The 13,624-nt window shown below is 75.5% G+C and carries 10 protein-coding genes; 4 read left to right on the top strand and 6 right to left on the bottom strand.

Annotation, left to right across the window (positions count from 1 at the left end; genetic code table 11):
* Positions 1-62: 62 nt before the first annotated feature.
* Positions 63-1,271 carry a macrolide family glycosyltransferase gene (locus C8E97_RS16260; protein ID WP_246018925.1) on the bottom strand — a complete coding sequence of 403 codons (1,209 nt, stop codon included), beginning with the start codon at positions 1,269-1,271 and terminating at the stop codon, positions 63-65.
* A gap of 66 nt (positions 1,272-1,337) precedes the next feature.
* On the opposite strand from C8E97_RS16260, the gene C8E97_RS16255 reads away from it, so the two are divergent.
* Entirely contained in the window at positions 1,338-2,027 is a 690-nt protein-coding gene (locus C8E97_RS16255; protein WP_121006429.1) for a TetR/AcrR family transcriptional regulator, read from the top strand.
* A gap of 293 nt (positions 2,028-2,320) precedes the next feature.
* Here C8E97_RS16255 and C8E97_RS16250 read toward each other — a convergent pair whose 3' ends face one another.
* Together C8E97_RS16250 and C8E97_RS16245 are read right to left on the bottom strand one after the other, a co-directional pair.
* Positions 2,321-2,716, bottom strand: a complete 396-nt coding sequence (locus C8E97_RS16250; RefSeq protein WP_121006427.1) for a hypothetical protein — start codon at positions 2,714-2,716, stop codon at positions 2,321-2,323.
* A 70-nt stretch (positions 2,717-2,786) separates the two neighbouring features.
* On the bottom strand, positions 2,787-3,377 hold the full coding sequence (locus C8E97_RS16245; protein WP_121006425.1) for an SRPBCC family protein: 591 nt from the start codon (positions 3,375-3,377) through the stop codon (positions 2,787-2,789).
* Between the two features lie 292 nt (positions 3,378-3,669).
* Between C8E97_RS16245 and C8E97_RS16240 the strand changes: the two genes are divergently transcribed.
* On the top strand, positions 3,670-6,288 hold the full coding sequence (locus C8E97_RS16240) for an AAA family ATPase (RefSeq protein ID WP_246018924.1): 2,619 nt from the start codon (positions 3,670-3,672) through the stop codon (positions 6,286-6,288).
* A gap of 165 nt (positions 6,289-6,453) precedes the next feature.
* Here the strand turns inward: C8E97_RS16240 and C8E97_RS16235 are convergent, their stop codons facing one another.
* The 3 genes from C8E97_RS16235 to mptB are packed head-to-tail and all read right to left on the bottom strand — an operon-like array spanning position 6,454 to position 10,697.
* Positions 6,454-7,740 (bottom strand): glycosyltransferase 87 family protein, encoded by a 1,287-nt coding sequence (locus tag C8E97_RS16235; RefSeq protein WP_121006423.1) that lies wholly within the window; start codon positions 7,738-7,740, stop codon positions 6,454-6,456.
* A complete protein-coding gene (locus tag C8E97_RS16230; protein ID WP_121006421.1) occupies positions 7,730-8,968 on the bottom strand; it encodes a mannosyltransferase in 1,239 nt (412 codons plus the stop codon). The genes C8E97_RS16235 and C8E97_RS16230 overlap by 11 nt, the downstream gene beginning before the upstream one ends.
* Positions 8,961-10,697, bottom strand: a complete 1,737-nt coding sequence (gene mptB, locus C8E97_RS16225; RefSeq protein WP_147455137.1) for a polyprenol phosphomannose-dependent alpha 1,6 mannosyltransferase MptB — start codon at positions 10,695-10,697, stop codon at positions 8,961-8,963. Before mptB ends, C8E97_RS16230 begins: the two co-directional genes overlap by 8 nt.
* A gap of 770 nt (positions 10,698-11,467) precedes the next feature.
* Here mptB and C8E97_RS16220 point away from each other — a divergent pair.
* Together C8E97_RS16220 and C8E97_RS16215 are read left to right on the top strand one after the other, a co-directional pair.
* A complete protein-coding gene (locus C8E97_RS16220) occupies positions 11,468-12,469 on the top strand; it encodes a ketopantoate reductase family protein (protein WP_121006417.1) in 1,002 nt (333 codons plus the stop codon).
* A gap of 45 nt (positions 12,470-12,514) precedes the next feature.
* Positions 12,515-13,420 (top strand): ABC transporter substrate-binding protein, encoded by a 906-nt coding sequence (locus C8E97_RS16215; RefSeq protein WP_121006415.1) that lies wholly within the window; start codon positions 12,515-12,517, stop codon positions 13,418-13,420.
* The last annotated feature ends 204 nt before the right edge of the window (positions 13,421-13,624 follow it).

Here is a 13,624-nt window from a genome sequence, read left to right as displayed (position 1 = left end):
CGGCACCGGCCCGCGCACCGCGACCGCTGCGCGCCGGCGCACTCGGTGGTGGCCCCGGTGGCCTACCGGCGCAGCACGCTCTCCACCACGTCCGCCGCGGCCGCCGCGCCACCGCCGTCCGCGATGCCGTCCGCGAGGGACCGGGCCGACTCGCGCAGGGCGGTGTCGTGCAGCGCGCGGTCCACCGCCGCGCGGAGGTCGCCGGCCGGGACCGGACGCCGGGACAGGTTGTGCCGCAGCACGACGCCCGCGCCGCGCGCGGCCACGGCGTTGCCGATGATGAGCTGCTCCACCTGCTGCGGCACCACGACGAGCGGGACGCCGAGGCCCAGTCCCTCCAGGACGCTGTTCATCCCGCCGTGGGTCACGAACACCGCCGTCCGCTTCAGCAGTTCGACCTGGGGAACGGTCCTGCGCACCAGGACGCCCGCCGGCGCCGGGCCGAGGTCGCCCGCGTGCGAACCGACCACGACGACGGCGCGGACCGGCAGGTCGGACAGCACCTCGAAGCACGTGCGGAAGAACTCGCCCGTGCCCTGGTGCAGGGTGCCGAGGGAGACCAGGACGACGGGCTCGGGCCCGGCGCAGTGCGCGGCGAGTTCGGGGTCCAGCTCCTCGTGCCGACCGGTGAGGGTGGGGCCGACGAAGTGGCACCGGTCGTCGATCGCCGGGTTCGGCGGCTGGAGGGCGCGCGGGATCGGGAAGATCGTGACGTCACCGCGCATGGGCAGGGTGGGCGACGGCGGGTACGCCTCCTTGCCGAAGAGCCGCACGACGCGGCTCTTCGCGCGCAGCGCGGCCGGCAGGTCGGGCAGCATCGCGCGCAGCGGGTGCGCCCACTCGCGCGCGGTGAGGACCTTCATGTCGGCCGACCCGATCATCATCGTCGTCATCAGGGACACGCGCGGCAGCCCCGCGGTCGTCGCCGCGACGTAACCCCAGACGGCGTTGGAGTCGAAGGCGACCGCGTCGGGCCGGTCGCGCCGCAGTTCGTCGACGAGGAACGGGACCAGCGACTCGGTCGCGCGCAGCACCCGGATGACGACCCGCAGGAGGCTCCCGGACCGGGTGGCCTCGGCGATGTCCCGCGCGGACAGCACACCCTCCGGGTAGGCGCGGAACTCGGCGCCCGCCCGCTCGACCGCGGTGCGGAACTCCTCGCTCGCGTAGTAGGCGACGGACGTGCCGCGCGCGACGAGTTCGCGCACCAGCGGCAGGCTCGGGTTGACGTGCCCAGGGGCGGGCATCCCCGCCATGACGAGCTGACTCATGCCGCATTTTACACTCGATGTAAGGTTATAGCCAGTGAAAGCATGCTGTGCGTGTAAGGTCACACCGTGGAAGAGTCGCGGAGAGAGCGCAAGAAGCAGCAGGTGAGGAAGCTGCTGGTGGAGACGGCGATGAGGCTGTTCGCCGAGCAGGGCTTCGAGCGGACCACCGTCGCCCAGATCGCGGAAGCCGCCGACGTGGCGCCCAAGACGTTCTTCAACCACTTCCCGACCAAGGACGACGTGCTCTTCGCCGACGCCGGGCCGAGCGACGCGCTGGCGGCCGAGGTGATCGCCGCCCGCCGGCCGGAGGACACGGTCGCGGACGTGTTGCGGCGCACTTACGAGGCGCTGCGCCACGACTACGTCCCGATCGGCGGTCGCGACCCCGAGACGACCGCCCTGCACGGCCGCCTGCTGACCACGGTGCCGTCGCTCCAGGCCCGTGCGCTGCAACGGTCGTTGGCGTTCCAGCGGGAGCTGGCGCAGGCGCTGCTCGCCGCCTTCCCGGACCGGCTCGACCCCATCTCCGCCGCGGCGGTCGTCGGCGCGCTGGCCGGCGCGACCCAGGCGGCGGCGCTGCGCAGCATGGAGCTGGGACAGGACGAGCAGCAGCTCTGGGCGGCGATGGACCGCGGCGTGCGGATCGCCCTGCACGGCCTGCCCGAGCCCGACACCGAGCCGACCTCGGGCCCGACCCCCGACCCGACCCCGCCGGCCCCGACCCCGCCGCCCACAGCCGACTCCGATCACCCCTGATCCCCGGTCGCACCCGCCGCCGACCGCACCCGAACCGGACCCCGCCCGACCCCGTCCACGCCGCTCGGCGACCCCGACCGCGCTCGACCACCGCGCTCGACCACCGCGACGAGCACCGCGTCGTCCCGCGCGTCCGGCACCGACGGCCGGCGCACCGACCGGGACGGTGGGTCGTGCCCGGGTGAGGCGTGACCGGCCGGCACGTGGCCGGCGGCGGTGCGACACGCCTGTCCGGCCTCGCCGGGTGCGCGAGGCCGGGCAGCGGCGGCGTGCGCGGCACCGGGCGACGGCGGTCAGGCGGTCCGGTCGTCGCCGCTCGGCCGGGACTGCCGGCGCAGGACGTGGTAGGCCACCGCGACCGCGACGCCGGCCGCGACGACCAGTGCCGCGAGTGCGGGGTGCATGTCCTTGGACAGGCTCGGCGCGCGCTCGGGCCCGATCGCCCAGAGCGCGAGGGGCAGGGCGTACGCCGCGGTCAGGGCGGACGCCCACCAGCGGAGCGTCCGGAGGTGGGGATCGCGCAGGACACCGATCAGCACGACCAGGACCGGCACGACGGAGACCATCGCGAACTGGGCGATGACGAGGACCGGCACGGCCCAGGCCGAGACGATCACGGGCAGGGAGGACCGGCGGCCGGTCGGATCGGCGTGGTCGGTGCGGTCGCGGTGCGGTGCTGTGGTGGACACGGTTTCCCTCCGTAGGTGGCGGTATCGCGGGGTGGGTCGTTCGGCCGGCGTGATCGGGGGCGTCGTCCGGTCAGCCCCGGTGCCGGGCCTCGGCGGCGGTCCTGAGGTCCGCCGGCCACGCCTTGAGGCCCTCACCGAGGAAGTGGACGGAGGTGGGCACGTCGGCCTCCACCTGGTCGCCGGTCCAGGTCTCCTCGGTGCGCACCAGGACACCGCCCTCGACCCTGGTGAAGGTCCACGCGTGGACACCCCGGTCGATGGTCAGCCCCTCGCCGATCGCGGCTCCGGTCCAGCGGATGCACCGGTGGTGCTGCAACTGCCGGACGGTGGAGGTGATGGTCAGGGTCGTCGCGGGTGTCGTGGGGGTGGCCGGCACCGGGGTGGTCCACCGGAACCGCGAACCCGACCGGAGCGGGCCCCGGTCCAGGCGCTCGCTGCCGGTGACGGGCGGCTGCCGGGACGGCCGGCGCTCCACGTCGGCCTGGAGCTGCCAGACGGTGCTCAGCGGGGCCTTGACTCGGCGGGCGCGGTGACGCCGAGGAGGCCGGCGGCGGCCAGCGGGATGGCGAGCAGGGCGGCACGCGCACCGGTCGGGTGGCGGGTGCGCGCGGCGGGCCGGGCCCGGCAGTCCGGCGGGGTGGAGGGGGGTGGTGTCGCGCATGGTCTGCTCCTCGGTCGACGACTGGTCCGGCCGGATCGGCGGTGGTGGGGCCCTGCGCCGGGACCGGACCGTGCTCCTCGCGTGCTCCAGGATGTCGTCCGGCCGGTGCCGCTCGCGTCGGTGGACATCACCTATCCGCCGGTGCCGGGCCGATCCGCAGGTGACGGCGGGCGAGCCGGGGCCGGTGCGTCGCCCACACCGGTCGACGTCCGGGCGAACCACACCGGTCGCATCGGTGTTCGCCATCCGCCGCCTGGATTTCACCCGGCCCGTCCGTCATGATCCGGGGCATATGGACGGTTTGCTCGGGCGGCGGGACGAGACGTCGCGGCTCCAGGCGTTGGTGGACGAGGCGAGGCGATCCCGCGGCGGCGCCGTCGTGCTGCGCGGCGAACCCGGCATCGGCAAGACCGCGCTCCTGGACCACCTGGCCGCCTCGACCTCCGACTTCCTGGTGATCAGGGCCTCCGGCGTCGAGTTCGAGACCGAACTGCCGTACTCGGCGCTGCACCAGCTGTGCGTCCCGGTCCTGGCGCACCTCGACCGCCTGCCCGCGCCGCACCGGCAGGCGCTGCGGATCGCGTTCGGCCTGGACACCGGCACGCCCGACCCGTTCCTGGCCGGCGCGGCCGCGCTGGGCCTGCTGCTGGAAGCCGACCGGCCGCTGCTGTGCCTCGTCGACGACGCGCACTGGCTCGACCGCGCCTCGGCGCGGGCGATGGCGTTCGTGGCCCGCCGCGTGGCCGCCGAGCGGGTGGCCGTGGTGTTCGCCGCGCGCGACGAACCGGCCGACCTCGGCCACCTGCCCGGACTGGACGTCCAGCCGCTGGGCGAGCGGGCGGCGCGCGCGTTGCTGGCCCGCGCGAACCGCGCGCCCCTGGACGAACGGGTCCGCGACCGGGTGCTGGCCGAGGCGCGCGGCAACCCGCTCGCCCTGGTGGAGCTGACCGCGACCGCCGGGCTGACCGGTCTGGCCGGCGGGTTCGACCTGCCCGCGCCCGCCGCCGCCGAGCGGAGCTTCCGCGCGCGGCTGGCGGGGCTGCCGCCCGAGGTGCGGCTGCTGCTGGCGGTGGCCGCCGCCGAGCCGGTGGGCGACCCCGGCCTGCTGTGGCGGGCGGCGGCGCTGCTGGACATCGGGGAGAGCGCCGCGCGGGACGTGCCGCCGCTGGTCGAGTTCGGCGCCCGGGTCCGCTTCGCGCACCCGCTGGCCCGCTCGGCGGTCTACCGGGCCGCGACCGACGAGCAGCGCCGCCGCGCGCACGACGCCCTCGCCCGGGTCAGCGACCCGCTGGCCGACCCGGACCGCGTCGCCTGGCACCGCGCCAAGGCGAGTGTCGGCCCCGACGAGGACGTGGCCGCCGCGCTCGTCGGCTCGGCGTCCCGCGCGCGGTCGCGCGGCGGGGTCGCCGCCGCGGCGGCCTTCCTGGAACGCGCCGCCGCGCTCACCCTCGAACCCGGCCCGCGGGTCGACCGGGTGCTGGCCGCGGTCGAGGCGAAGCTGGCCGCGGGCGACTTCGACGTGGCCGCCGGGCTGCTGTCCACCGTCGAGCCCGACGACCCGCGCGTCGACCTGCTGCGCGGACGGCTGTCCTTCGCCCGCTTCCGAGGCGGGGACCTGCCCACCGGCCACCTGCTCCGCGCCGCGGCCGCGCTGGCGGACAAGGAGCCGGCGGCGGCGCGGACGGTCTACGTGGACGCCATCGAGATGGCGGTCCTCACCGGCGGTCTGGCCGCGGTGGTCGACGCCGCCCGGACCGCGCCGCCCGCGCCCGGCCGCCCGCGGAGCGCGGACGTCGTCCTGGACGGCATGGTCGCCCTGGCCGACCACGGGCACCGGGCCGCCGCCGAGCTGCTGCGCCCGGTCGTGGCCGACCGCGACGACCCGGTGTGGACCCGGTGGCCCACCCTCGGGTACCTGCTCGCGCTCGAACTCTGGGACCGCGAGGCCATGCGCGACATCGCCGTCCGGGTCACCGCGGCCGGCCGCGAGTCCGGCTCCTTCCACGTCCTGCCGATCGGGTTGGCGATGCTGGCCACCGTCAGCGCCCACACCGGCGACTTCGGCGCGGCGAAGGAGATGATCTCCGAGGAGGAGGCGATCGCGGAGGCCACCGGTGCCGCGCCGCTGGTCTACCCGCGCATCCACCTGGCCGCGCTCCAGGGGCGGCGCGCGGCGGCGCACGAGCTGTTCTCGCGGGTCGGCCCGCACATGAGCCTCAGCGTCCGGTACGCGACGGCCGTCCTCGGCAACGGCCTCGCCGACTACCCCGCCGCCCTGGCGGCGGCCGAGCAGGCGGTGGCCACCGGCGACCTCGGCCTGGCCGGTCAGGCCCTGCCCGAACTGGTCGAGGCCGCCGTGCGGTGCGGCCGGCCGGACGTGGCGCGCGCCGCGTTCACGACGCTGGCCGAGCGCACGAGCGCGGGCGGACAACCGTGGGGGCTGGGCGTCGAGTCCTACGCGCGGGCCCTGGTGGACGACGACGAGGACGCCTACCGGCAGGCCGTCGAGCTGCTGGGCGCAGGCCCGATGGCGATCCACCGGGGCCGGGCCCACCTGGTCTACGGTGAGTGGCTGCGCCGGCGGGGCAGGCGACGCGACGCCCGGACCGAGCTGCGGCACGCCCACGAGCTGCTGTCGGGGCTCGGCGCGGAAGCCTTCGCGGCCCGCGCGGCGAACGAGCTGCGGGCCACCGGGGAACGCGCGCGCAGCCGCTCCTCGTCGGCCTCCGACGCGCTCACGGTGCAGGAGGTGCACATCGCGCGGCTGGTCGCCGACGGCGCGACGTCCAAGGAGGTCGCCGCCAAGCTGTTCGTCAGCCCGCGCACCGTCGACGCCCACCTGCGCAACATCTTCCGCAAGCTCGGCATCACGTCGCGCCGCCGGTTGCGGGACCTCCCGGCCATCCGCTGATCCGGCCGGTGCGGGCACCGCGCCGGGTCCGGCGCGGTGCCGCCCCCTGCGTCCCACCCGGCTCCGACGCACCGCCACCGCGCCGCGAGCACGACGTCACCGCACCTCGGGCACGTCTTCAGCGGCCGGGGCACGACGTCACCGCGTGCCCGGGGCGGCGTGACGTCACCCCTCGCCGTTCCGGGAGCCGACCCCCTGCCCCGGCGCCAGGGCGGGCTCCTCGCCGCGGGCCGCCACCGCACGCCCGCCGAACACGAACGCGATCGCCGCCAGGGTGAGCAGCGCGAGCGCCGGGTAGGCCCACCCGATGGCGGACAGGTAGCCGGGGCGGCTGATCGTCCAGATCGTCGGCTGCCGGTCCAGCTGGAACGCGATCACGTCCAGGAACACGACCGGGCACCACAGCACCAGCAGCCAGCGGCGCGCCCACGGCGTGCCGCGGGTGTGCGCCAGCCAGATCAGCAGCGGGGCCACCCACACCCAGTGGTGGTCCCACGAGATCGGGGACACCAGCAGCCCGAGGAACTGCACGACCAGCACGCCGAGCAGCGCGTCGCCCGACCGGACCGCCCGGCGCAGCGCGAAGCCGGCGAGCACGGCGGTCACCGCGACCGCGAGCAGCCACGGCCACGACGTGCCCACGTCGTAGCCGAAGGTGCGCGCCAACGCGCCGCGCAGCGACTGGTTGTGCGCCGTGGCGACCGGGCCCACGCGGTCCGCGTCGCCCAGCAGGCCGAACCAGTAGTGCCGGGCCTGCTCCGGGTCCACCGCGAAGCCGAGGCCGACGCTGAGCGCGAACGCCACCACCGACCACCCGGCCGCGGCGAACCTGCCGGTCGCGAGGTAGAACAGCCCGGAGATCGCCGGCACGAGCTTCACGCCCGCCGCGAAGCCGACGCCCGCGCCCGCGAGCCGCGGGCTGCGCGCCAGCATGGCCGCGAGCACGATGGCCGAGAGCACCAGGTTGATCTGCCCGAACTCGAACGTGTGGTACACGGGCTGCATCCACAGCAGCAGCGCGGTCCACAGCAGCGCGCGACGCCGCCACAGCGCCGCGTCCGCCGTCCAGCCCTCGCCTGCCACGTGGCGCAGGGCGACCCGCACCATCCAGTACAGGCACAACGCGGACAGCAGCCGCCACGTCCACTGCGCCACGACCCACGGCAGCAGGGTCATCGGCAGGAACACCAGCGCGCCGAACGGCGGGTAGGTGAACGGCAGCGGGAAGTCTGGCGGCGAGTTCGGCGAGGTGACCTGGTACAGGTCGTCGGTCAGCACGTGCGGGGCCAGCGCCCAGTACACGTACAGGTCGATCGTCTCGTTGCCGAAGCCCGTGACGATGGTCCAGGCGCGGACCAGCGCGGAGACCACCAGCAGCCACGGCGCGAGGGCCGCCAGCCGCCGTTCCCAGGCCGCGAGCGAGGCCCGGGGCGAGAACCGCTCAGCCCGCACCGTGCCCCACCTTCGACGCCTCGCCGGACGCCTGCCCGGCGTCCGGCCGCGACGTCCCGGCGCGGAGCAGCCTCGGCAGCACCGCGAGCGTGATCAGCCCGAGCAGCGGGTAGCACCACCCGAGCGCGGCCAGCGGCCACGGCCGGGGTATCTCCCAGATGCTCGGCTGCCGGTCGATCAGGAACGTGATCAGGTCCGTGCCGGTGACGAGCACCCAGGCCGCGGCGAGCGACAGCGCGAGCGCTCCGCGACGGGCCGCGCCGTACCAGAGCCACAGCACCAGGGGCACCACCCACACCCAGTGGTGGCTCCAGGAGATCGGCGAGAGCAGCAGGCCGAACACCTGCACGGCCACCACCGTGGCCAGCGTGTCACCGGCCCGCACCCCCGCGCGCAGCGCGAACCCGGTCAGCACGGCGGACACCGCCACCGCGAGCAGCCACGGCCAGGACGTGCCCACGTCGTAGCCGAAGCTGCGCGACAGCGCGCCGCGCAGCGACTGGTTGATCGCGGAACCCACCGGGCCGACCCGGTCGGCCGCGCCGAGCAGGTCGAACCAGTAGCGCCACGAGTCGGCGGCCGAGGCGAGGAAGCCCAGGGCCGCGGTGAGCGCGAAACCCGCCACCGACCAGGCCGCCGCCGCGAACCTGCGGGTGACCAGGAAGTACAGCGACGAGATCGCGGGCGTCAGCTTCAGGCCGGCCGCGACGCCGACGCCGAGCCCGGCCACCAGTTGGCGGGAGGCGACTATCGCGGCGAACGCGCCGGCGATCAGGACGAGGTTGATCTGGCCGAAGTCGAGGGTCTTGCGGACCGGCTCGGCCCACAGGGCGAGCCCCGTCCACAGCACCGCCCGGCGCGACCAGGTGGCGTCCCACGGCTGCCCGGACCTGGTCGCCACCAGCCTCAACGCCGTCCGGACCAGCCACCACAGGCACACCAGGGACAGCAGCTGCCACACGACGCGGGCGGCCAGCCACGGCAGCCACGTCAGCGGGAGGAACACCAGCGCCGCGAACGGCGGGTAGGTGAACGGCAGCGGGAAGTCCGCCGTGAACGGCATGTCGATCGAGTAGAGCTGGTCGGTGAGCAGGTTCGGCGCCAGGGTCCAGTAGACCTTGAGGTCGATCATGCCCCAGCCCTCCGGGCTGCCCAGCAGCCAGAAGTGCCTGCCGAGCGACAGCAGCAGGACCAGCGGCGCGAACGGGAGCAGCCTGCGCTCAAGCACCGTCGTCCCCCTTCGGCCCCGGTTCGGTGCGCGCGGCGGCCCTGTCCTGGCGACGCCCGGCCACCTCGGACTCCTCGACGGCGTCCAGCGCGGCGTTCAGGGCGGGGTCCAGCGTCGGGTCCAGCGCGGTGTCCACGACGTCCTCGGCGGCGTCCGCGACGGACGGCTTGGCCGCGACGGACGGCTCGGGCGCGGGCGGCGCCACCGCCTGACCGGGCACGCGCTGGAGCAGGGACATACCCACCCACACGCCGATCAGCACGGTGACCGCCAGGTAGGACCACCACAGCACCGGGTTCATCGACCCGTAGTGCCAGCGCGCGACGATCGTGCCGTCGGGCAGGGTCACCAGCACCATCCACACCGAGACGCCGGCCACGACGGCGAGCCACCGGTCCTTCCACGCGAACGCGGCGGCGACCGCCAGCGCCCAGGTGAAGTACCACGGCAGCACCGACGGGGCGAGCACGGTGGCGGCGAGCAGGGCGATCGCGGCGCGGCGGACCGCCTCCACGCCACCCGCCCTGGCCATCCACCACTGGCGGACGAGCACCACCGCGAGGACGTAGACCCCGGCCGACCGGAAGAACCCGAGGAAGCCCTCGTATTCCGCGCCGCCGAAGTGCCGCCCGATCGAGTGGTACGCGAGTTCGGCGACCGCGCACGGCAGCGACATCCAGGTCAGCAACGGTGTCTGGGACCGCAGCACGTCGATCCAACCCAGGTCGACCCCGGCCGCCAGGGTGGACAGGCCGAACACGCCGACGAACGTGGCGCCGCCCACCGCGCACGCCTTGACGAAGCGCTGCCGGGCGGGACCGGACAGCCGCGCCACCCACACCCACACCAGGAACGGGATCAGCAGCACCGCGGTGGCCTTCACGGCCGCCGCCAGGGCGATCACCGCGAAACCCCGGACGTGCTTGCCGTCCAGCACCATCAGCAGGCCGACCGCCATCAGGCCGACCATCAGGATGTCGTTGTGCGCGCCGCCGATGCCCACCGCGATCACCAGCGGGTTGGCCGCGGTGAGCCACAGCGCCACCGAGGCGCGCCCGCCGAGGTGCCGCGTGAGGCCAGGCAGCGCCCGGACGAGCAGCACGAGCCCGCAGAGCACGGCCAGCCGCATGAGCACCACGCCGATGATCACGTTGTCGCCGATGACGGCGACCACCGACTTGGCCAGCAGGAGGAACAGCGGCCCGTAGGGCGACGGCGTGTCCTGCCACAGCGACGCCACGTTCCCGCCGAGCGGGAGGGTCAGCGCGGACGCGCCGGTCGTGTACGGGTCGAACCCGCGCAGCGCGACCGCGCCCTGGGCCAGGTAGCTGTAGACGTCCCGGCTGTACAGCGGCGGCGCGATGAGCAGCGGCGCGGTCCAGGCCGCGGCGGCCAGCGCCACGCCGCGCCCGCCGATCTCGCCGGCGCGCACCATCCGCCCGAGCCGGACCCACGAGACCACCATGAGCGCCAGTCCGGCGAACAGGACCGCGGTCGCGAGGTCACGGCCGTGGCCGTAGCGCACCACGCTCAGGAAGGTGCCGCTCAGGAACGGGTCGCGGTGGACGACCGCCCCGGCGCCGACGCCACCGATCGCGATCAGCAGCGCGCCGATCACACCCGGTCTCATCACGCGCAGCGGGACCTGCCGGACCACCGCCTTCCACGCGCCAGGACGCTCCGCGAGGACGCCCGCCCGTTCGCCACCCGCGTTCACCCCGGCGGTCACGACCAGATCCACCTCGTCGATCCGGTGACCGGTCCTCGCGCACGCCGACCGTGCGGACCGGGTACGGCGGCGACAGGATGATCAGGGACATGTGGGGCCATGAACAGAAATGCTGGCACGACCGTTCGCCGGGGATGACACTAACCCCGGATTTGACCTTCGATCGGGGTGTGTGATTCCGCACTTCGGCCGACACGCGGTGAGCGAGCACACGGTCCGGAACCGGCCGACGGCCGCTCTTGTCACCCACGTCACCGGTCGTGTGCTGCGCGTACCGGTTCCAGCGCCCTCATCGCGAACCTCACCACCGCACCCGCCCGAGGTCCACCGGTTGTGACGATCGCCTCAGTTCGCCGTCCGGGGTTGCGGCGGTGCGTCGACGGGCACGGTGAGCGGGGCGGCGGGCGCGGTGCGTGGTCGGCGGTCCTGCGGTCGGCGGTCCTGCGCCCACCCGCCTTGCTTCCGCCTGCCGGACCACCTCGCGGCGCGGTCCCCGGAGCGGGCCCGAGCGCGGTGGCCGCTACCGTCGTGATCAGCGGGAGATCCGCGACCTCCTGGCGCGGCCGGGGCTGGAGCCGCGGGGCATCACCCGCGTCGGCGAACCCGTGCCGGGCGGCGGCGGTGACCTGCTCGGACCGGCGCGGAGGCGATGAGGCGGGCGGCCGGGACGGCGGCGAGGGCGGTCGGGACGGCTCGCCGGCGCTGCCGGGTCGTGCGGCCACGAGCGCGTGGCCGGACAGTGGGATCGGTCGGGAAGCGGGGGCTGGGGAATGCGCTACATCGTGATCGGCGCGGGCGCGATCGGCTGCTCGGTCGGCGGTCGGCTGCACGAGAGCGGGCACGAGGTGGTGCTCGTCGCCAGGGGCGAGCACGGCGACGCGCTGCGCGCGGACGGGTTGGAGCTGATCACCCCGGACCAGCGGCTGCGGCTGCGCGTCCCGGTCGTGTCCGGGCCCGCCGAGGTGCGGCTGCGGCCCGACGACGTGCTGGTGCTCGCGGTCAAGACGCAGGACAGCGTCGCGGCGCTGGACGCCTGGTGCGGGGAGCCGGTGCTCGGCGGCGGGACGGCGGGTGAACGGCTGCCGGTGCTGTGCGCGCAGAACGGCGTCGCCAACGAGCGGCTGGCGCTGCGGCGCTTCCGGCAGGTCCTCGCCGCCTGCGTCGTGCTGCCGTCGACCTTCCTGACGCCGGGTCGGGTCGTCGCGCCGTGCGCGCCCCTCACCGGGCTGCTGCCCCTGGGCAGGTACCCGTCCGGCGTCGACCGCACCTGCGAGCTGGTCGCCGCCGACCTGGCGGAGTCCCGGATGTCGGCCCCGGTCTTCGCCGACGTGATGCGGTGGAAGTACGCGAAGCTGCTCGGCAACCTCGGCAACGCCGTCGAGGCGGTCTGCGGGCGTCGTTCGCCGGCACTGGTGGCCCTGGCCAGGCAGGAGGCCGACCGGGTGCTGACCGCCGCCGGGATCGACCGCGCGTCCGAGGCGGAGTTCGCGCGGTTGCAGGGCGACTCCGTGACCGTGCGGCCGATCGACGGCGTCGACCGCGGGCTCGGCTCCTCGTGGCAGAGCGTCGTGCGCGGCAAGACCTCGGTCGAGGCCCCTTACCTGAACGGGGAGATCGTGCTGCTGGGCCGCACCCACGGCGTGCCGACCCCGGTGAACGAGACCCTCGCGCACGCCGCCGTGGAGTCCGCCCGGCTGGGGCGTGCGCCGGACGAGGCGCTCCTCGACCGGCTCACCGAGCGGGTCGAGGCCGCCGTCGAGGCCGCCGGATGAGGTCGGGGTGGGCGCGCCCCGCCGCGCCCGGCCTACCCTGGGTCGATGCGGATAGTGTCGTTGCTGCCCGCCGCGACGGACATCGTCGCGGAACTGGGGCGCGTCGGCGACCTGGTGGGGCGCACCCACGAGTGCGACTGGCCCGTCGAGGTGGCGTCGGTGCCGGTGGTGACCGGGACGAGCCTGGACACCGACCGGCTCAGCAGCCGGGAGATCTCCGCCGCGGTCGGCGACCACCGGGGTTCCGGGCTGTACGCGCTGGACGCCGACCTGCTCGCCGCGCTCGCGCCGGACCTGGTGCTCACCCAGGACCTGTGCGACGTCTGCGCGGTGTCCTACCAGCGGGTCGGCGAGGTCGTGCGCGTGCTGGACGGCGGGCCGCGCGTGGTGAGCCTGGAGCCGCGCACGACGGCGGAGGTGCTGGACTGCGTCCGTCGCGTGGGCGCGCTGCTGGGTGTCGACGACACCGGGGAGCGCGTCGCCGCGCTGGAGGACCGCCTGGCCGCCGTCGAAGCGGCGGTGGCGGGCCGGGCGAGGCCGCGCGTGGCGGCGATCGAGTGGCTGGACCCGGTGTGGCCCGCCGGGCACTGGGTGCCCGAGCAGGTCGCCCGCGCGGGTGGCGAGCCGCTGCTCGCGCAGGCGGGCGAGCACACCTCGCCGGTCGAGTGGCGCGCCGTGCTCGACGCCCGACCCGACGTGGTGCTGCTCATGCCGTGCGGCCTGGCCCCCGAGCGGACCCTGGCGGAGCTGGGCGCGCTCACCGCGCGGCCGGGCTGGGCGGACCTGCCCGCCGTGCGGTCGGGCGAGGTGTGGGTGCTGGACGGCCCGGCCTACTTCAACCGCCCCGGTCCCCGGGTGGTGCGCGGGGCCGAGGTGCTGGTCCACGTGCTCCACGGCGTCACCGTGGCGGAGCCGGTGCGCCCGGCCGAGGCCCGTCGGGTGACCTCCTGACGGCAGCCGACCGACGACCCCTCGACGGCAGCCGACCGGTGACGGCCTGACGACGGCCGACCGACGTCCCCTTGGCCGTGCCCCTTCCGACAGCGGCCGTCGGGCGACGCCCTCGCGGCGGACGCGCACCAATCACCGGGCGCCGGCGGCGGCGCGCGGCCTCCCGGACCGGCGACGACCGACCCGACCGCGCCCGGCTGCCCA

This window comes from Saccharothrix australiensis (assembly GCF_003634935.1).
Taxonomy (GTDB): domain Bacteria; phylum Actinomycetota; class Actinomycetes; order Mycobacteriales; family Pseudonocardiaceae; genus Actinosynnema; species Actinosynnema australiense.
Note: the sequence above shows the minus strand (reverse complement) of the source record. Positions and strands in the feature narration are given on the sequence as shown.